At 69.1% G+C, this 18,715-nt stretch carries 17 protein-coding genes; 13 read left to right on the top strand and 4 right to left on the bottom strand.

From position 1 onward, the window contains the following. The first annotated feature begins 199 nt into the window (after positions 1-199). The 6 genes from WEA80_09680 to WEA80_09655 are packed head-to-tail and all read left to right on the top strand — an operon-like array spanning position 200 to position 7,397. Complete coding sequence (locus WEA80_09680; GenBank protein MEX1186846.1) at positions 200-2,545, top strand: molybdopterin-dependent oxidoreductase; 2,346 nt, start codon at positions 200-202, stop codon at positions 2,543-2,545. After that, entirely contained in the window at positions 2,542-3,357 is an 816-nt protein-coding gene (locus tag WEA80_09675) for a hypothetical protein (GenBank protein MEX1186845.1), read from the top strand. Before WEA80_09680 ends, WEA80_09675 begins: the two co-directional genes overlap by 4 nt. Beyond that, positions 3,354-4,112, top strand: coding sequence for a hypothetical protein (locus tag WEA80_09670; protein ID MEX1186844.1), 759 nt, complete (start codon positions 3,354-3,356; stop codon positions 4,110-4,112). The genes WEA80_09675 and WEA80_09670 overlap by 4 nt, the downstream gene beginning before the upstream one ends. Further along, positions 4,109-5,086, top strand: coding sequence for a 4Fe-4S dicluster domain-containing protein (locus tag WEA80_09665; protein ID MEX1186843.1), 978 nt, complete (start codon positions 4,109-4,111; stop codon positions 5,084-5,086). Before WEA80_09670 ends, WEA80_09665 begins: the two co-directional genes overlap by 4 nt. Before the next feature lie 7 nt (positions 5,087-5,093). After that, positions 5,094-6,383 (top strand): NrfD/PsrC family molybdoenzyme membrane anchor subunit, encoded by a 1,290-nt coding sequence (nrfD, locus tag WEA80_09660; protein ID MEX1186842.1) that lies wholly within the window; start codon positions 5,094-5,096, stop codon positions 6,381-6,383. A 45-nt stretch (positions 6,384-6,428) separates the two neighbouring features. Continuing rightward, positions 6,429-7,397 (top strand): slipin family protein, encoded by a 969-nt coding sequence (locus WEA80_09655; GenBank protein ID MEX1186841.1) that lies wholly within the window; start codon positions 6,429-6,431, stop codon positions 7,395-7,397. A 52-nt stretch (positions 7,398-7,449) separates the two neighbouring features. Here WEA80_09655 and WEA80_09650 read toward each other — a convergent pair whose 3' ends face one another. The 3 genes from WEA80_09650 to WEA80_09640 form a co-directional block, all read right to left on the bottom strand. Beyond that, positions 7,450-7,722, bottom strand: coding sequence for a DUF411 domain-containing protein (locus tag WEA80_09650; GenBank protein MEX1186840.1), 273 nt, complete (start codon positions 7,720-7,722; stop codon positions 7,450-7,452). Between the two features lie 63 nt (positions 7,723-7,785). Then, a complete protein-coding gene (locus tag WEA80_09645; GenBank protein ID MEX1186839.1) occupies positions 7,786-7,974 on the bottom strand; it encodes a hypothetical protein in 189 nt (62 codons plus the stop codon). A 190-nt stretch (positions 7,975-8,164) separates the two neighbouring features. Continuing rightward, complete coding sequence (locus tag WEA80_09640) at positions 8,165-9,400, bottom strand: ethylbenzene dehydrogenase-related protein (GenBank protein ID MEX1186838.1); 1,236 nt, start codon at positions 9,398-9,400, stop codon at positions 8,165-8,167. Between the two features lie 457 nt (positions 9,401-9,857). Between WEA80_09640 and hemH the strand changes: the two genes are divergently transcribed. The 7 genes from hemH to hemG all read left to right on the top strand — a co-directional run bounded on the left by hemH (position 9,858) and on the right by hemG (position 18,017). Beyond that, positions 9,858-10,880, top strand: coding sequence for a ferrochelatase (hemH, locus tag WEA80_09635; protein ID MEX1186837.1), 1,023 nt, complete (start codon positions 9,858-9,860; stop codon positions 10,878-10,880). Positions 10,881-11,029: 149 nt separating this feature from the next. After that, positions 11,030-12,370, top strand: a complete 1,341-nt coding sequence (locus WEA80_09630) for a hypothetical protein (protein ID MEX1186836.1) — start codon at positions 11,030-11,032, stop codon at positions 12,368-12,370. Further along, entirely contained in the window at positions 12,367-13,470 is a 1,104-nt protein-coding gene (locus WEA80_09625) for a HAMP domain-containing sensor histidine kinase (protein MEX1186835.1), read from the top strand. Before WEA80_09630 ends, WEA80_09625 begins: the two co-directional genes overlap by 4 nt. Then, the gene (locus tag WEA80_09620) at positions 13,467-14,192 is read left to right on the top strand and encodes a response regulator transcription factor (protein ID MEX1186834.1); all 726 of its coding nucleotides are present in this window, start codon (positions 13,467-13,469) and stop codon (positions 14,190-14,192) included. The genes WEA80_09625 and WEA80_09620 overlap by 4 nt, the downstream gene beginning before the upstream one ends. Continuing rightward, complete coding sequence (gene hemE / locus WEA80_09615) at positions 14,189-15,208, top strand: uroporphyrinogen decarboxylase (protein MEX1186833.1); 1,020 nt, start codon at positions 14,189-14,191, stop codon at positions 15,206-15,208. The genes WEA80_09620 and hemE overlap by 4 nt, the downstream gene beginning before the upstream one ends. After that, positions 15,205-16,638 (top strand): oxygen-independent coproporphyrinogen III oxidase, encoded by a 1,434-nt coding sequence (hemN, locus tag WEA80_09610; GenBank protein MEX1186832.1) that lies wholly within the window; start codon positions 15,205-15,207, stop codon positions 16,636-16,638. Before hemE ends, hemN begins: the two co-directional genes overlap by 4 nt. Next, positions 16,635-18,017 carry a protoporphyrinogen oxidase gene (gene hemG / locus WEA80_09605; protein ID MEX1186831.1) on the top strand — a complete coding sequence of 461 codons (1,383 nt, stop codon included), beginning with the start codon at positions 16,635-16,637 and terminating at the stop codon, positions 18,015-18,017. The genes hemN and hemG overlap by 4 nt, the downstream gene beginning before the upstream one ends. Here the strand turns inward: hemG and WEA80_09600 are convergent. Then, complete coding sequence (locus tag WEA80_09600) at positions 17,995-18,705, bottom strand: zinc ribbon domain-containing protein (protein ID MEX1186830.1); 711 nt, start codon at positions 18,703-18,705, stop codon at positions 17,995-17,997. The genes hemG and WEA80_09600 overlap by 23 nt on opposite strands. Between the last annotated feature and the right edge of the window lie 10 nt (positions 18,706-18,715).

Raw genomic sequence — 18,715 nt, 5'->3', positions numbered from 1 at the left:
CCGTGCAAGAACCGTGAAAGTCAGGAATTCCCTTTAGCTCTGTCGGTGAACTTCCGAGAACCTGTCGGGAGATCAGGCAGGGCATATCGGGCATTGGATGATTCCCGCCGGGTTGCTCGAAGCGCTATCCATGGGGCCACGTGCACCGGCCGCGGGAATCGGTTCGGCCGCGGCCGCCGGCCTCAATCCAAGGCGCGCGATGAGAAGTGTCGAACGGAGAGAGTTCCTCAAGGGGATCGCCGCCGTCTCGGCCGCCACCGCCGGGTCGGCTTTGGCGCCGGGCACGCTGCTGTCCGCGACCGCCGGATACTCACAGGACGCGGAGTCTGCGATAGACTGGCGCAAGGCGCCCTGCCGGATGTGCGGCGTCGGCTGCGGGCTCCTCATTGCGATCGAGAACGGCCGCGCTGGGGCCGTCAAGGGAAACCCCGCCTCGGCGGTCGGCAAGGGGCTGGCGTGCGCGAAGGGCTACTACTCGGTGCAGGCATTGTACGGGCGGGATCGCATTGCTCGTGCCATGATCCGTCGCGGGCCCGGGCTGTCCGAAGCGCCTATGAGCGAGGCGTTGGATCTCGTGGCGCAGCGCCTGCGTGAGACCATTCAGCGCCACGGCAAGGACAGCGTCGCGATCTACGGCTCCGCGCAATGGACAATTCCGGACGCGTACGTCGCGTCCAAGCTGTTCAAGGGCGGAATCGGCACCAACAACGTCGAATCGAGCTCCCGCCTTTACGCGGCGAGCGCGATGGCCGGGCTCCAGACGAGCTTCGGTCTCGACGGCGCGATCGGCTGCTACGAGGACGTCGAACACGCCGACGTCTTCGTCCTCTGGGACATCAATCTCGCCGAAACCGATCCGGTCCTCTTTTCACGCATGCTCGACCGGAGGCGGCGCGACCGCTCGGTCCGAATCGTGGACCTCACTACCCGCACGACGCGGACGAGCTACGCCGCCGACCGCTCGCTCCTGCACAGGCCGCACTCGGGGCTGGCGCTCGCCAACGCGATAGCCCGCGAGATCGTCGCGCGCAAATGGGTCGACCGTGAGTTCGTCGACCGGCACGTCGCCTTCAAGCGCGGCCAGACAGGAATCGGCCACGGGCTCACCGACGACGCGCTGGTCGCGGACGAGGCGATCGCCGCGAACTGGGGCGACTACGAGTCGTTTCTCGCTCCGTACACCGCGGAGCGCGCCCAACAGATCTCCGGCCTCAGCGCGGGCGATATCCGCTGGCTGGCCTCGCTGTACGGCGACCGCGCGCGCAAGGTGATGACGGTGTGGGGCGAGGAGGCGAACCGGCATTCCCGCGGCACCTGGCTGAACAACGTGCTGTACAACATCCATCTCCTCGTCGGCAAGGTCGCGTCGCCCGGGAACGCCGCGCTGAGCCTCCACGGCCAGCCGAGCGGTGGGAACGCCGTACACGACGCGGGCTCGCTGACCCACACGCTTCCGGGCGGGCTGGTCTCGAGCGCGGCCGACCGCCGCCGGGCCGCCGCGATCTGGGGCATTCCCGCCGACGCGATAGCCACCCGCCCCACGCGCACCGCCCTGCCGCTGTTCCGCGCGCTCGATCGGGGGGACATTCGCTTCCTGTGGATACAGGCCACCAACCCCATGGTGAGCCTGCCCAATCTGAGCCGGTACCGCCGCGCGGCCGCGAAGGACGGCCGCTTTCTAGTGGTATCGGAGGCGTATCCGACGCCCACGAGCGACGCGGCGGACGTCGTGCTTCCGGCGGCGATGTGGCTGGAGCGCGAGGGGATCTTCGCCAACGTCGAGCGCCGGGCACAGCACTTCGAGCAGATCGTCGCTCCGCCGGGCGAGGCGATGAGCGACGCGTGGCAGATGATCGAGGTCGCCCGGCGGATGGGGCTCACGCGGCTCTTTCCCTGGGAGCGGCGCGATCACGTCGCCAGGATATGGGAGGAGTACCGCCGGTTCCACACCGAGGACCGCAGCGCGCTTCCCTCGATCTCCGAGCTGCGCGCGCGTCCCGGCGTGATCTGGCCGCTCGTCGTTGGGCGCGAGACGAAATGGCGGTACAACACGGCGCACGACCCGGCGGCGGACCGCGCGCGCGGCGACTTCGACTTCTACGGCCACGCCGACCACCGGGCCTGGATCTGGCTGCGCCCGCACGAGCCGCCGGCGGAATCGCCCGACCGCGCGTACCCGTTCTGGCTCACAGTGGGCGCGGTGCTCGAGCACTTCGGCGGCGGTGCTATGACGCAGCGGATCCCGACGCTCCATCGCTCCGTGCCGCGGGCGTATCTCGAGATGAATCGGGAAGACGCGAACCGGCTCGGAATACGGAACCGGGAGATGGTCAGGCTGGCGAGTCGGCGCGGGGCGATAGAAATCGAGGCGCGCATCGACTACCGCTCGCGGCCTCCGCGTGGTCAGCTTTTCGCGCCGTCGTTCGACGAGGGCGTCCTGGTAAGGCAGCTGATGCTGGATGCGTTCTGCCCGCTCTCGGGGCAACCGGACACCACCATCTGCGCGGTGCGCGTCGAGCGGCTGGGCGGAAGGAATGTCTCGTGAACCCGCGCGACAACCGGCTGCAGGGAATCCCCACGCGGCTCTTCCTGATAGCGTCGGTGGTGGTTGCGATCGCGGCCATCGTCGTCGCGTTCGGCGACGTCGCGGCGAAGCGGGCGGCGGAGCCGGCGGAGATTCGCCCGGCGCTGTTCGCGGCGGGGGATCCGCCGATCCCGGGCGAAGCGGACGTGTTTCGCACCCACGCCGGAGTCCTGGCGATCGATCCCGGAGCGGAGCCGCGACGCTCGGCGCATCCCCGCACGCTCGCCACCTGGCGCAACCTGCGGGCGTATCCGGGCGCACCCCCGCGCATCCCGCACGGGCTCACCCCCGATGAATTCCAGAATGGCGGGTGCAATACCTGTCACGAGCGCGGCGGCTTCTCCCAGAGGTTCGGTGCGTACGTGCCGATCACCCCGCACCCGGAGATGGGCGCCTGCCTGCAATGCCACGTGGGCGACGGAGAGCTGATGGCGATCGCCCTCCCGTCCACGGATCCGAGCGCGCGTTGCCGCCAGTGTCACACGCCTGAGGCCGGTCGCTGGACGGAGTCTACCGTGGACTGGAGACCGCTCGCGTGGCCGGGCGTGGCGCAACGCACCGCCGGCAGCGGGCCGGCGCCGATTCCGCACACTCTGGTGTTCCGTGGCAACTGTCTCTCGTGTCACGCCGCGCCGGCCGCGGTCGCTGAGATCCGGACCACCCATCCGGAGCGCGCCGATTGCAAGCAGTGCCATCTCCCCAGCGAAGACGCGACGGCCGAATTCGTGCGGCCGACGCGCACCGACGGCGGCCCGCGCGGGGGCGCGTCATGAGATACGGCCGCGTTCTCACGGTGGTGATGTGGGTCGCGCTCCTCGGGACGAGCTTCGCCTGCCGCGAGCGCGAGCGCACCCCCGAGGACGAGCGCGCCGAGCTGGGCACGCCGCCGGGCACGCCCGTCTCCGACGTGGCTCGCGCGCAATCGGATTCGGTAATCCCCGCGCGCGTCGATACGGCCGTCCAGCCGGGCGCGCTCGGGACGGTGCCCGCCGCGCCCGTGGATCTCTGGCACGGGCCGGGCGATCGGCCGTTCGAGGTCGCGCTCCGCACGGGCGATCCGGCGTCGGCCATGTCCCGCCGGTTCGGCCGCATCACGCGGCGGACGTCGCTCCGGTCGCGCGCGGCCGATCTCGGCCAGTACCCGTGCACGTCGTGTCATCTCGGACGGCGGATCGTGCTGGCCGACGACCGCGTCGCCGACGCGCACCAGAACATCGAGGCGGTGCATCCGCGGCAGACCGGCGGAACGTGCTCCACCTGCCACGCGGCGGACAACGTCGAGCTGCTCGCGCTCAAGAGCGGCGAGCACGCCACTCTCGATCACACGTACCGGCTGTGCGCGCAATGTCACTTCTCGCAGGCCGAGTCGTGGGCTGCCGGCGCGCACGGCAAGCGGCTCGACGGGTGGCAGGGACGCCGCGTGCTGATGGGCTGCGCCGACTGCCACGACCCGCACCAGCCGGCGCTCGAGCCGCGCATCCCCTTCCGCGCTCCGCGCATAGAGCGAATCCGAGGCCCAGGCAAATGACCTCCGACCCGACGACCGACGTGCCGCGCGACGCGGCCGGGCAGACGCTGCTGCAAAAGCGTGTCGACCGCCGGCGCGCGCTGAGCATCCTCCTCGGCGGAGCGGCAGCCGGTACCAGCGCCGTGGCCGCCTGCGCGCCGGTCAGCGCCGCGACTCCGGAGTCGAAGGAAGCCAAGCTGCTCGCCTGGCGCGAGTACATCAAAGGCAACTATCGCACGATGACCGACGCCGAGCGGGCCGAGACGATCGCGCGGCTCGAGCGCCTGGCGGAATTGAAGCGCGGTGTGGACGTGACCATTCAATCCACCGGCGCCCAGCCCGGAGTGGTGTTCGGCTACGCCTTCAACATCTCGAAGTGCAAGGGATTCCGGAGCTGCGTCGAGGCCTGCATCAACGAGAACAACCTCGACCGCCGCGCCGCCACGGAGTACATCCGCATCTTCGAGATGGAAGACGGGGTGATCGACTTCGATCACGCCGACGCGACGTTCCAGCACGAGGTGCCCGCGGAGGGCCACTTCTACATTGGCACGCAGTGCTTCCAGTGCGCCGACCCGCCGTGCGTGAAGGTGTGTCCCGTGGGCGCGACCTGGCAGGAACCGGACGGCATCACCGTCGTGGACTACGACTGGTGCATCGGCTGCCGCTACTGCATGGCAGCGTGCCCCTACTGGGCGCGCCGGTTCAACTGGAGCGAGCCAGAAGTGCCGGTCGCCGAGCTGAACACGAATCAGCACTACCTCGGCAACCGCGCGCGCAAGACGGGCGTCGTGGAGAAATGCCACTTCTGCATTCACCGCACTCGGAAAGGCCAGCTCCCGGCTTGCGTCGAGGCGTGCCCGACGGGCGCGCGTGTCTTTGGAAATCTTCTGGATCCAAACTCGGAGATCCGCTGGATCCTCGCGAACAAGCGCGTGTTCCGGTTGAAAGAGGACCTGAAGATCGAGCCGCGCTTCTGGTACTTCACCGACTGAGGCGACATTGCACCTGAAGCCGTTCGCGCTGAGCGCACTGCATTCGGCGACCTCCGGGGGCCGGCGCTACCACGTGTGGATGGGCGGCCTCACGCTCATCATGCTCGTCGGGGCGTACGCGTACTCTCTGCAGCTGCGCTATGGACTGGGCGTCACGGGCATGAACGATCACGTAAGCTGGGGGCTGTATATCTCCAACTTCACTTTCCTCGTCGGTCTCGCGGCGGCCGCCATGATGCTGGTGCTGCCAGCCTATATCCTGAAGGATGTGGATTTCGGCCGCGCGGTGCTCATGGCGGAGGCGGTCGCGGTGGCCGCGCTGGTCATGTGCCTTGCATTCGTGGTCGTGGACATCGGCAACCCGCTCGGCGGCTGGCACCTCATGCCCGGCATCGGGTTCCTGAACTGGCCCCGTTCCCTGCTGGCCTGGGATGTCCTGGTGCTGAACGGCTATCTGGCGCTCAATCTCGTCATCCCGTTCTATATCCTGTACAGTCGCTTCTCCGGCCGTCAGCCGGACAAGAGGAAGTACATCCCCTGGATGTACATCGCCGTGATGTGGGCGGTGAGCATCCACCTGGTCACGGCGTTCCTCCTGGCGGGACTGCCGGCCCGGCCGTTCTGGAACACCGCGTTGCTGGGCCCGCGCTTCCTGGCGTCGGCATTCACCGCCGGCCCGGCGTTCGTGATTCTCCTGCTCTGGTTCATCCGCAGGGAGACCGAGTACGAAATATCCGAAGGAGCGTTCTCGAAGCTCGCGCTGATAACTACCGTCGCGGCGCAGATCAACCTCGTGATGCTTGGCTCGGAGCTCTTTTACAAGTTCTATTCGCCGACGCATCATGGCATCAACGCCAGGTACCTCTTCTTCGGCCTCGACGGACACAACGCGCTGGTACCGTGGATCTGGACGGCGATCGCGCTCAGCACGGTGGCAACGATCGCGCTCATGATCCACCCGGTGCGGAACAATCCGCGCTGGCTGATTCCCGCCTGCGTGGCTCTGTTCGTCGGCATCTGGATCGAAAAGGGGATCGGCCTGGTGGTGCCGGGATTCATCCCGTCGCCGCTCGGCGAGATCGTCGAGTACACGCCCAGTCTCGTCGAGCTCGGCGTCACCGCCGGGGTGTGGGCGCTCGGCATGTTCGTCCTCACCGTGCTCGTGCGCGTGGCGCTACCGATCGAGCTCGGTGAGGTGCGCAGTCCCTATGTCGAGGACGCGGGCGCTGCGCGGATCGTCCGTCCACGCAGCACCCGCACGCAACGTAGGGACATCCGCCCCGTGCGGACGCGGTAACGGCTGGCCCTGTCGCCAGTCGACTTCTTCTCGTGAGGTAGTGAAATGACCAGACATTCTCCGAACGACACCCGGTACTCGATCGCCGCGCTCGCCGCGGGGCTGATCGCTGGTGCCGGCGTGGCTGGGGCCTTGTATCTCCTGGGCCTCCCCTTGCCGCTCGTGGTCATCGCGGGCGTGGGTGTATGGATGTTCTTCGCAGCGGCCATCAAGTACACCGATCAATGGGAGCGCGCGGTCCTGATGCGGCTCGGCCGCTACCGCGGACTGCGCGGTCCCGGCTATTTCGGGATCGTGCCGATCCTCGACCGCGTGGCGTACGTGATCGACCAGCGTATCCGCACCACCGCGTTCGGCGCGGAATCGTGCCTGACGCGCGACACGGTGCCGGTGAACGTCGACGCCATCGCGTTCTGGATCGTGCGCGACGCCGAGCGCGCCGCCCTCGAGGTGCAGGACTACGACGAGGCCGTGATCCTGTCGGCGCAGACGGCGCTGCGCGACGCCATCGGCAAGCACGACCTGGCGGAGCTGATCCAGTCCCGGATCGAGCTGGGCCACGGGCTCAAGGTGGCGCTCGAGGAAAAGATGAAGAACTGGGGGATCCAGGTGCAGTCGGTCGAGATCCGCGACGTCATCATCCCCGCCGCGCTTGAGGATGCGATGTCGCGGCAGGCGCAGGCGGAGCGCGAGCGGCAGGCGCGTATCATCCTCGGAACCGCCGAGACCGAGATCGCTCACAAGTTCGTGGAGGCGGCGGACGCGTACCGCGACCACCCGGCGGCGATGAACCTGCGCGCGATGAACATGCTGTACGAGAGCATCGTGAAGCGCGGCTCGCTGATGGTCGTGCCGTCGGGGCTGGCCGACTCGCTGAACGTGCCGTCGCTGATGGGACTCATGGGCGCGGCCGGCCACGTTCCGAAGAATGGAGCCAAGAACTTGCCCCTGGCCGAGGACGCGGACGACGCAGCTGCCGGGCCTGCCAGGACCGACCGGCCGGTAGTATCGTAAGTATCGGATCGGTCCCGTCACGGACTGTGGCGGGGCCGGGCTGCTTCAACGCTCAGTGGCGCGCGTATACCGACGTGGAGCCGTCCTTCAACCAGGCGATGACACTGTAGGGATCCTTGGTGGCTCCCTGCTCCATTCCCGGGGAGCCGCGCGGCATGCCGGCCACCCCGATACCGGCGACCGCCGGTTTCTCCCGCAGGAGCCGCCGGATGTCTTCGGGTGGAACGTGTCCTTCGATCACGTAGCCGTTCACGACGGCGGTGTGGCAAGTGCGGAGAGAATGAGGAACGCCGTGCTGATCTTTCGCGGGCGTGACGTCGGCCATGTCCCTCGCGTCGACCCGGAACCCGGCTGACCGCTGTCTCTCTATCCACTCACCGCAGCAGCCTCACGTCGGCTCCTTGTACACCGTGATTGCTGGATCGTACATGCCTCCAGCCGGAGCCATCGCGACCCGGCCAGCCGCATCGCCACCTGTCGGAACACGAGCAGCCGGCCCCTGCTCGCAGGCGGAGGCGCCCACGACAAGAACTCCGGCTGCTCCGGCAATGCCGATCCTGTTAAATGAAAAGAACATAGATCCTCCGAATTGATGGTCCCCCTTTGCGGGCGACCTGGCGACGCGGGAAGAGCTTGTTGTGGTTCATCGTGCCCACGCACACCCGCCGACGACGCGCCAGGAGCGATCACGATGACAAAGCCAATTCCGCCTTGCCACCGAGATCGCTGCGATCGCCATGCGTACGTCGAGCCACGCGCCTACCCGCTCAGGGCTTGAACGCCAGCCTGGCGACCATTGGTGAGTAACGGTGCTCGATCTGCGCGTTGTCGAAGATCGCCACGCCGAACGAGTATTGCCTCGTCAGATTGTCGAACTGCACGTCGTTCACGTCGCCGGTGACCAGCCTCCGGCGGAACTCGACGGCCCACGTACCGGTGTTGTGCAGGCCCTTCGCGTCCACGTCCGCGCGGAAACCGCCCGGGCCGCTCGTGATGATTCCGGGAATCTCCGAGCCCACGGCTAGCGCGTTGAGCGCAGCGGTGGTGAGCAGCACCTTCTCACTGTCGAAGATGTAGTAGGGTGGAGCGCTGCTGCTCGAGCCCCGGTAAGTTGGCGCACCGGCCGTAGCGAGATTGTCGGAGTAGCCTCCGCCGCCGGCGTCACCGGCACGACCACCACCGCTCGCACCGGTCGGTCCGGGAACCCAGTAGTGCACGTATTGGTCGTCGGCCTTGGCATGCTGGTTGCCGCGCACGAGCTTCCAGTGCCACATGTCGGCGATCTCTCCAGGGTTGTTGGTGTACATCTTCGCCGCCTGCTGTTGCGTCGTGTAGTTGTACGTCGTTCCCGGTCCATTGCTGTTGCTGGGATCGTGGCAGAGCACCGCGCAGCCGCTCTGCTCGAAGCCGGCGACCGTAGTGGGCCCGTAGGTGTTCCACATGACCGACAGCTTGTCCTCGTAGTTGAACCGCGCGTTGTCTTCCTCGTCGAACGCCCCGCCCATGTACGACGCCCAGGTGATTCCATCGGCCGGCAGCGGGCTCTTCCCGGGTAGCTTCTTCCACGTGCCGTCGGCCTGCTTGACCCAGGGCTGACGCCGGATGCTCGCCTTGTCGTCGTCCCAGGAGATCACCATGTACAGGTAGGTTGCGTCGTACGCAGCCTGGATCGTCACGAACTCGGCCTCGCCCCAGCCATCAGCGACGCGGAGGCGCACCCGGGCCGCCTGATTCCAGACCAGATCGAAAAAGCCGTCGACTGTCGGGACGGGAATCGAGGTGCCCGCGCCCACCTTGATCGCCTCGACCACGCTCGGCGCTGCCGGCGGGAGCGTCGCTATCCAGTCCATCACGAGCGTCCGGTCGCCTTCGGAATAACTCGCCACCGCGCCGCCGCCGTGCGGCGTCGCGTTCGTCGGCTTGAGCACGATCAGGCTCTGGGCGGGGTTCGCCGGGTCCACGAGCCCTGACTGCTGCAACTGGGCGGAGTCCATGGTGACCATGAAGAACCGGCCCGAGGACGCGCCGTGACAAGAGCCGCAGTCCTCTGTAAGAATTTTCTGGACCGAGGCGAAATTTGCGCCAGCGAGCCCAGGTCCGGTGGCGTCGTCTCCGTTACAGGCCGCTGCGAAACCCGCAACCAGCAGCAAGGCAGCCGGGGTCAAAAAAAGCCTGGTGTTCATAAAAAGCGTCTCCGCGCTCAGGGGATTATTACACAGAAAAAAAACGGGAAAGACATCTGCGAAGCGCGCGATCCCGGGAAACGAACGGCAAACCGTGATCGATGTCTGCCTCGATCAGGTGCCGCGTTTCCCTGCCGTCCAGCATCGGCCGAGGCCGACGTCGGGACTTCATGGTGCTGCCTCCTCGACGCGCGTCGATGTCGCGCTAAGGAAGCTCAGGCGGGGGCACCGCTGCAATCGGGATATCCCGCAGCGAGCGTAGGTGAATGCCTGATTCATGCTCACCGCCGTTCCGCCCGTTGCGGGCGTCGCGGTGGTTAAGTTGACCACCGTGACGACCCGCGACGCGACTCAACTCGTGCTGGTAAATCTGGGAACTCCCCGCGAGCCGACGGCCGCCGCCGTGCGCGAGTTCCTGGACGAGTTCCTCAGCGACCCGGCGGTCGTGGACTGGCCGCGGTTGATCTGGCAGCCGATTCTGCGCGGCATCGTGCTCCGCAAGCGTCCGGCACGCGTCGCTGAGCAGTACGAGTCCATCTGGGGCACGGACGGCTCGCCCCTGCGAGTCGAGACCGAAGCGATCGTGGCCGGAGTACGGGATCGCTCGGGCAGCCGTTTCCAGGTGAGTGCGGCCTATCGCTATGGCGAGCCCTCGCTCGACACCGTGATGCGGCGGCTGGCCCGCGAGGGCACGGGGCCGGTGATCGTGTGTCCGCTCTTTCCGCAGCGCACGGACGCCACGACCGGAACGGCGTTCCTGCGCGCCCGCGAAGCGGCCGCCCGCGCCGGAATCACTGCCCAACTTGTCGAGCGGCTCATGCAGCCGGACGACCCGGGTTACGTGCGGGCCATGGCGGATCAGTGGCACCGCGCGCTGCGCGAAGCCGGGCACGATGTTGAGCACCTCGTCGTCTCGTTCCACGGGATACCAGTCCGGTATGACCGCCGCGAAGGCGGCACGTACACACGTGATTGCGAAGCCACCACGCGTGCTTTCCTCGGAGCGATCGACTGGCCCCGCGAGCGGGCAACGCTGGCGTATCAATCGGTGTTCGGTCCCGAGCCTTGGCTCAAACCGGCGACGGCGACCATTCTGGAGGAGCTGCCTCGCCGGGGCATACGCAGCGTCGCGGTCATCACGCCTGGATTCCTGACGGACGGGCTCGAGACGATCGAGGAGATCGGAATCCGCGGACGCGAGTCCTTCGTCGAAGCCGGTGGCGAGCACTTCATCCGCGTCGGCTCCGTTGCTGCCGAGCCCGCGTTTCTGGACGTAGTCGCGGCGCTGGCCGCGGACTGACGCCGTCGGGGATCCGCCGACCTGCGTGTCGGATTTTCGCCGAAATTCCGCGGCCATGACGAGACTGTGACACAGGCCGGCCGGAGCGCGCTACAATGGGCGCAGGCGATCCCCTTCTCTCTGCTTCGACCCGCTGGATGGAGCGGCGCATGCATCGCATAGGCGTAGTTGGCATCTCGTGGCGACACCGGCGGTCCGACGTACTCGGCGCGTTCACCATCTCCCGCGAGGAGCGGGCGGAGCGGGTACCGCTGCTCGCCGCGGAGCTCGGAGTCCGCGAGCTCGTGTACGTGGCGACGTGCAACCGCGTGGAGGTCGCGTTCGCGATCGACGGCGCGACGCCGATCGCTGCGTGCCGGCGCAAGGTCTTCGCGGCCCTGGCCGGAAGAGAGCCGCACCCCGGCGAAGCGGAGCAGACGCTGCGCGTCTGGCAGGGCGAGGGCGCGGCCGAGCACCTCTTTCTGATGACCGCCGGACTCGACTCCGCCCGCGTCGGCGAGAGCGAAGTGACCGGGCAGGTTCGTGAAGCAGTCGACCAGTCGCGGGCGCTTGGGCTGCTCGGTCCACGGCTCGACACCGTGTTCACCGAAGCGTTGAAGGTGGCCAAGCGCGTCCGCCCGGTCACCGAAGGGCGGATCGGCCGCGTATCGCTCGCCGAGATAGCTCTGAGGCACGTATTGGAGCGCATCGGGCGCACGCCGGGCAGCGTCGCGCTGATCGGTGTCTCGCCGATGACCGAGCAATGCGCGCGCGCGCTCGCCGCGGCCGGCACTCGCGTCATCATCGTCAACCGGACGCCGGAGCGGGCCCGGATCCTGGCGGCAGACGTTGGTGGCGAGAGCCGCGCGCTCGACGAATTCCGGTCCGCGCCGGACGACGTCGAAGCGGTGGTGGTCGCGACAGGGGCGCGCGAGCCCGTGCTCTCGCGCGGTGACCTCGAGCGGCTGGCCGCGCGTACTTCTTCCGGAGAGGCGCCGCTGGTGGTGGACCTGGGCGTGCCCGCCAACGTCGCGCCCGAAGACGCCGTCGCCGCCGACGTCCCCCGGCTGGGGATGGACGACATCAGCGATGAAGCAGCCGCCGACCGGGGGCGGATCCTGCTCGAGTTCGCGGACGCGCGGGCGATCGTGGACGAAGCGCTCACCGACCTGCGGCGTCACGCCGAGGAGCGGCTGATCGGCCCGATGATCGCGCAGATGCGCCTGCGCTATCAGCGCACCGCGCTGGAGGGAGTGGAGCGACTCTTCGAGCGCGACCTCGCCGGGCTGGGCGAGCAGGAGCGCGATTCGATTCGCCGGTGGGCGGAGACTCTGGCCCGGCGCTTCGCGCATGTACCTTCGGTCGGGTTGCGCGATCTGGCGTTTCAGGCGGGACCCGCCGCGGTGGAGGCTTTCTTCCAGAACAGCGAGCCCGAGCTCGCGCGCGAGCTGCACCAGGCTATGCTGAGCGCCGGCAGCGCCTTCTTCGAGCCCGTGGAAGACGAGGCGTGACGCCGCGCGCTCGGCGAGCCCGGCAGTACACGCGCCCGCTCCAGGTGGGATTCCTCGTGCTGCTCGCGGTGAGCAGCGCGCAGGCGGTGTATTGGATGGCCGACGAAGTGCGATACACGGCACGGGTCCAGGCCGAGCTGCGCGAGGCGTACGAGGCGCAGGCGGAGTCGGCCCGTTCGCTGCTCGGCTCCGGCGTGCCGTGGCCTGACGTGCAGCGAATCTATCCGGCGCTCGCGCTCGCGGCGGACTCGACCACCGTGGGAGTGGCGCCGAGCGTTCTTGCGCGGCTCGAGTCGGCGCGCGCCCGCCGGCTCAATCGATATGCGTGGGAGGGCGCGTTTTTTCTGGCCGTGCTTCTCGCCGCGATGGCCGTAGTGTACCGCACGCTTCGGGAGCAGGCGCGGCTCCGGCACCGGCAGGAGGATTTTCTCGCCGCGGTCTCGCACGAGCTGCAGAGCCCACTCGCGAGTGTCCGCCTGTCGGTGGAGACGCTCGCGCTGCGCGATCCGCCCGCGCAGCGGCGAGCGGAGCTCGTGCAGCGACTGCTCGCCGATCTTGGCCGGCTGCAGCGGATGATCGCCAATATCCTCGACGCGTCGCGGCTCGCCGCAACCGAGACCCGCTCAGCGCCGGAGCGCGTCCCGCTGGCGGAGTCGGTCCGGGCGGTCGTGGACGAGCTGAGCGAGCAGGCGACCGAACAGGAGGTAACTCTGCAGACCGACGTTCCCGAATCGCTCGCGGTCTGGGCGGACCCGGAGGGCGTGCGCACGGTTCTGCGCAACTTGCTCCACAACGGGATTCGCGCGGCGAGCGGAGGGCGGCGAGTGACGGTGCGTGGCACCGAGGCAGACGCTTGGGTTCAGCTCGAAGTAGGCGACGACGGCGCGGGATTTCCCCAGCACGAGGCGGCGCGCCTCTTCGAGAAGTTCTATCGCGTGGACGGCGGCGGACCCGCGCGCGCGAGCGGGACCGGCCTCGGGCTGTATCTGGTCTCGCGCTACGTCGAGCTCGACGGCGGACGGGTCACCGCGGAGAGCGCGGGCCCCGGCGGCGGCGCGCGCTTCATCGTTACCTGGCCTTCGGCCGCGAGGCGCGAGTGAGCACCGGCGCGCCGCGCATCCTGGTCGTGGAAGACGAGATCAACCTCGCACGCGGGATTCGCGAGAACCTCGAGGCCGAAGGGTACGCGATCGAGGTCGTGAACGACGGCGCCGTGGCGCTCGACAGAATCCGCCGGCACGAGTACGGGCTCGTAATCCTCGACGTGATGCTTCCCGGGATGGACGGCTTCACCGTGTGTCAGACGGCGCGGCGCGAAGGGCGGGACACGCCCGTGCTGTTCCTCACGGCGAAGGGCGGCGGGGGTGACCGCATCCGCGGACTCGAGGTTGGCGGCGACGATTATCTCCCGAAGCCGTTCCAGTTGCGGGAGCTGCTGCTGCGCGTCGGCGCGATCCTGCGCCGGCGCCTGCGCTACGACGCGATGACCGCGCTCGAGCCCGTCGCGCGCTTCGGCGGGAACGAGTTCGACTTCCGCAGCTTCCGCGGCCGCTCGTTCGACGGCCGCGACCAGATTCTGACCCAGAAGGAAGCAATGATCCTGAAGGTGCTGGTCGAGCGGGAAGGCGAGGTCGTGTGGCGCGACGAGATCCTCGAGAGAGTGTGGGGCGACGACGTGCTGCCCTCCTCCCGCACGATCGACAACTTCATCGCTCGCCTGCGCAAGCGGTTCGAGCCCGACCCGGAGCAGCCGCGCTTCTTCCATACCGTGCGCGGGATCGGCTACCGGTTCGTCGCAGCGGGCGAGGACGCCGCCCAATGAACGACCGGCTGATCCGGGCCCTGCGCGGCGAAGCGACGGACCGGAGACCGGTGTGGGTGATGCGCCAGGCCGGGCGCTACCTCCCCGAGTACCGCGCCCTGCGCGAGCGCCACAGCTTCGAGGAGCTCTCGGGCAGCGCCACGCTGGCGGCCGAGGTGACGCTGCAGCCGCTGGCCCGCTTCCCGCTCGACGGCGCCATCATCTTCGCCGACCTGATGAGCCCCGTCGGAGCGCTGGGACTGTCCGTCCGGTTCGACCCCGGCCCCGTGATCGCCAAGCCCGTGCGCACCGCGGCCGACGTCGATGCGCTTGCCGAGCCCGACGCCGGCCGGATCGCGCCGGAAGTGATGGAGGCGCTCGGGATCGTCAAGCGCGAGCTGGCCGGGCGCGCGGCGCTGCTCGGCTTCGCGGGCGCACCGTGGTCTCTGGCCGCGTATCTCGTGCAGGGACGCGGAAGCCCCGGCTTCCCCGCCCTTCGCGCGCTCGCGGCGCGCGACGAAGGCCTGCTCGCCGCGCTGCTCGACAAGCTCACGACGCTGGCTGTCCGCTACGTCACCGCCCAGGTGCGCGCGGGCGCGGACGCGGTGCAGCTGTTCGACACCTGGGGTGGAATACTCTCGCTCGCCGACTGGGCCCGGCTGGTGCAGCCGCATCTCGCCCGCTTCTTCGCGGAGACGCATTCGCTCGGCGTTCCGCGGATCATGTTCGTGCAGGACGCGCCGCACCTCGTGGACGCGTACGCGGCGCTCCCCTCCGAAGCGCTCGCGGTGGACTGGCGGGAGGATCTTCCCTCGCTGCGGACCCGGCTCCCCGCCTCGAAGGCGCTGCAAGGCAACCTCGACCCCGCGGTTCTGCTCGCCGGCCCGGAGCCGACGCGGAGGGCCGCGCGCGCGCTGCTCGAGCGCATGCCCGCGCGCGGGCACGTCATGAATCTCGGCCACGGCATCATGCCCGAGACTCCCATCGAGAGCGTGCACGCGCTCGTCGCGGCGGTGCACGAGGAGAATCCACGATGAGCGATCCGCGGCGCGCGCACGATACCGGCGAAGACATGCGCCCGGTGGGCCGGGAGGTCACCGCGGAGCTGCTGGCGCGGCACGACCGCCCCGGACCGCGATACACCAGTTATCCCACGGCGGTCGAGTTCCATGAAGGCGTCGGCACCGACGATTACGTAGAGCGCCTGGCGGCGGCTGACCAACTCGGCGATGCGCCGCTCTCGCTGTACATGCATCTGCCGTTCTGCGAGCAGCGGTGCCTGTTCTGTGGCTGTCACGTGATCATCACGAAGCACCGGGACGTGGCGGAGCCGTACCTGGAGCTGGTGAAGCGCGAGGTCGAGCTGCTGGCCGAGCGGCTCCCCAACCGGCGCCGGTTCGCGCAGCTGCATCTGGGCGGAGGCACGCCCACTTACTTCTCCCCCGCGCAGCTCACCGACCTCCTTGGCCACACGCTGCAACACTTCCGGCCCGCGCCCGGCGCCGAGCTGGCATTGGAGGCCGACCCGCGCGTGACTACGACCGAGCACATAGACGCGCTCGCGGATCTGGGATTCAACCGCATCTCATTCGGCGTGCAGGACCTGACGCCGGAAGTGCAGGAGGCGATCAACCGCGTGCAGCCGCTCGAGCAGACGGCCGCGCTGGTCGGGCACGCGCGCCGGCGCGGATTCCGCGGCATCAACGTGGACCTCATCTATGGCCTCCCGCTGCAGACGCCGGAGAGCTTCGAGCGAACCGTGGACTCGGTGATCGCGCTCGGAGTCGATCGCGCCGCCGTCTACTCGTTCGCGTTCGTCCCCTGGGTGCGCGGCCACCAGAAGAAGATCGAGGAAGACCAGCTTCCCGATGCGCGCACGAAGGTCGCGCTGTTCGCGATGGCGCGCGAGCGGTTCCTGCGCGCCGGATACGAGCCCATCGGGATGGATCACTTCGCGCGGCCCGACGACGAGCTCGCGCTGGCGAAGCACGATGGGCGGCTGCGGAGAAACTTCCAGGGATACGCCGTGATCCCCGGTGACGACGTGCTCGGCATCGGAATCTCCGCGATTGGCGACGTGCGCGGCGCCTACGTGCAGAACGAGAAGAAGCTCTCCACGTACGAAGAGCGCATCCGCGCGGGGCGGCTTCCCGTCATGCGCGGCGTGGCGCGCTCGGCCGACGACGAGGTACGGCGCGCCGTGATTCACGAGCTGATGTGCAACTTCCGGGTGGACACCGCCGACATCTCCCGCCGGTTCGGACTCGACTTCGCGAGCTACTTCGCGGACGATCTCGCGCTGCTCGCCGACCACGAGCGCGAAGGCCTGGTGCAGCTCGGCCACGGCCGGATCGAGGCGACTCCGGTGGGCGAGCTGTTCGTGCGCAACCTCGCCATGTGCTTCGACCGCTACCAGCGCGAAAAGCACGACGCCGAGTCCCGGCCGGTATTCAGCCGCACGGTGTGAGAGCACGCCGGCTCGTCGTCATCGGCGGGGGTATCTCCGGCCTGGCGGCGGCGTGGGCGGCGCGCCAGGAGGCTTCGGGCGCGCAGGGCGGTCTCGAAGTGCTCGTGCTCGAGCGCGGCGAGCACGTCGGAGGCAAGGCGAACAGCGTCGCGCGCGACGGATGGCTGGTCGAAGACGGGCCGTCGGGGTACCTGAGCGGGCGGCCGGAGATGGATGGCCTGATCGAGGCGATCGGCCTCGCGCACGACCGCGTGCCGGCGAACCGCGCGGCGCGAGTGCGGTTTCTCTATCGCGCGGGGAAGATCCGCCGCGTGGTGCCGAACCCGGTCGGACTGCTGACCGAAGGAATTCTCGGCCCCCTCGGCGTGGCGCGCATGCTGGCGGAGCCGTTCGTGCCGAGGAGGCGCGAGACGAACGACGACGAGTCCGTGTGGAGCTTCGCGGCGCGCCGCCTCGGCGCCCAGGTCGCCGACCGCATGGTACTGCCGATGGCGCTCGGCATCTTCGCGGGTGACGCGCGACGGCTCTCGCTGCGCGCGGCGTTTCCGCGAATGGCCGCGCTGGAACGCGAGCACGGATCGGTCATCCGCGGAATGATCGCGCGCCGCGGGAGCATGAGCTCCGGCACGCTGACGTCGTTCCGGCACGGCATGCAGCAGCTCCCGCGCGCGCTCGCCGAGCGCGGTGGATTCACCGTCCGGTGCAACGCCGGCGTGCGCGCGCTGCGGCGCACCGGGGACGGCTGGAGCGTGGTGGTCGATGGGGACGCGGAAGCGATCCCGGCAGACGCGGTCGTTCTCGCCGGCGAGCCGTGGGCGATGGCGCCGCTGCTGCGGCCGCACGACGAGCGGGCGGCGGCGGAGCTGACCGGGATCGCGTGCCCTCCGGTTGGAGTCGTCGCGCTCGGCTTCGGGCCGGCCGCCGCCGCGAAGCTCCCGGTCGGCTTCGGCTTGCTCGTCGCCCGCGGGGAAGGTTTCCGCATGCTCGGCACTCTCTGGGAGACCCATCTTTATGAGGGGCGAGGCCCGGCCGGGCATTTGCTGGTGCGCGCGATGTTCGGCGGAGCAGTGGACCCGGACGCCGGCGCCCTGTCGGAATCCGGGCTCGCGGCGCTGGCGCGCGCCGAGGTCGCGAAGCTCTACCACCTCACCGACACACCGCTGCTCGAGCACGTAGTGCGCGTGCCGCGCGCGATCCCGCAGTACGAGATCGGACACCCCGCGCGAGTTGCGCGCATCTCGGCCGCGATCGACGCGCTACCCGGACTGAGCATCACGGGGAACGGACTGCGGGGCGTGGCGTTCGCCGACGCCGCCAGCGACGGCGTGCGGGTCGGCCGCACGGCGGCGCGGCGGCTTACGGAGCCCGGGCTGCTCTGAGCGCCTCGATGATGTCCGGGTTGTGGTCGCCGTATTCCTGCAGGCCCGTCGCCAGTTCGGTCTGCTCGGCCGCGATCAGCCGGCGCTGAAATCCCGCGCGCGCCGCCGCGTCGCGGCGGGCGTCCGCTGCGCGGATGGCCAGCGCGAGCCCCAGCAGATGCGTGGGCCGCTGCGCGAGAATCGTATCGGCCTGCGCGGCGGCCAGCTCCGGACGACCTGACACCAGCGCGATCAGGCCGATGTCGTACCGCTGATGCGCGTTGTGCGGCGCGAGCGCGTCGAACGCGCTGAGCGCCATGGGACTGAAGAACGCCGCGCTGTCCGCCTTCCCTTCGCTCGCGAGGCTCATGACGCGGTTGAACAGGCGGTCGGCGCGCTCCTGCGGAGACATGCTCGAGATGTCCGGCACGCCTGCGCCCATGGGGCCGCCGAGCGGGGCCGAGCCCATGTCGGGGGGCACAGGACGGAGATCGTTCCGCGCGAACACCAGCGCGATCAGCGCGACCAGCGCGAGGGCGAGCACACTCCACGGCAGCGCTCGCGAGAAGCCGGGCGCAGTCGCCGCGGGGACGCGCGGCCCGTCTACCGGGGCGCCGCAACGGTGGCAGAAGCGGGCGCCCGCCGCGAGTTCGGTGCCGCAGGCGGTGCAGTACCTCGGACTTGCCGCGGGTTCCTTTCGGTTCGTCATGATCTCTGCC

Source organism: Gemmatimonadaceae bacterium (genome assembly GCA_040882285.1).
Taxonomy (GTDB): domain Bacteria; phylum Gemmatimonadota; class Gemmatimonadetes; order Gemmatimonadales; family Gemmatimonadaceae; genus JACDCY01.
The sequence above is the reverse complement of the archived record's forward strand: the minus strand, read 5'-3'. Positions and strand labels throughout refer to the sequence as shown.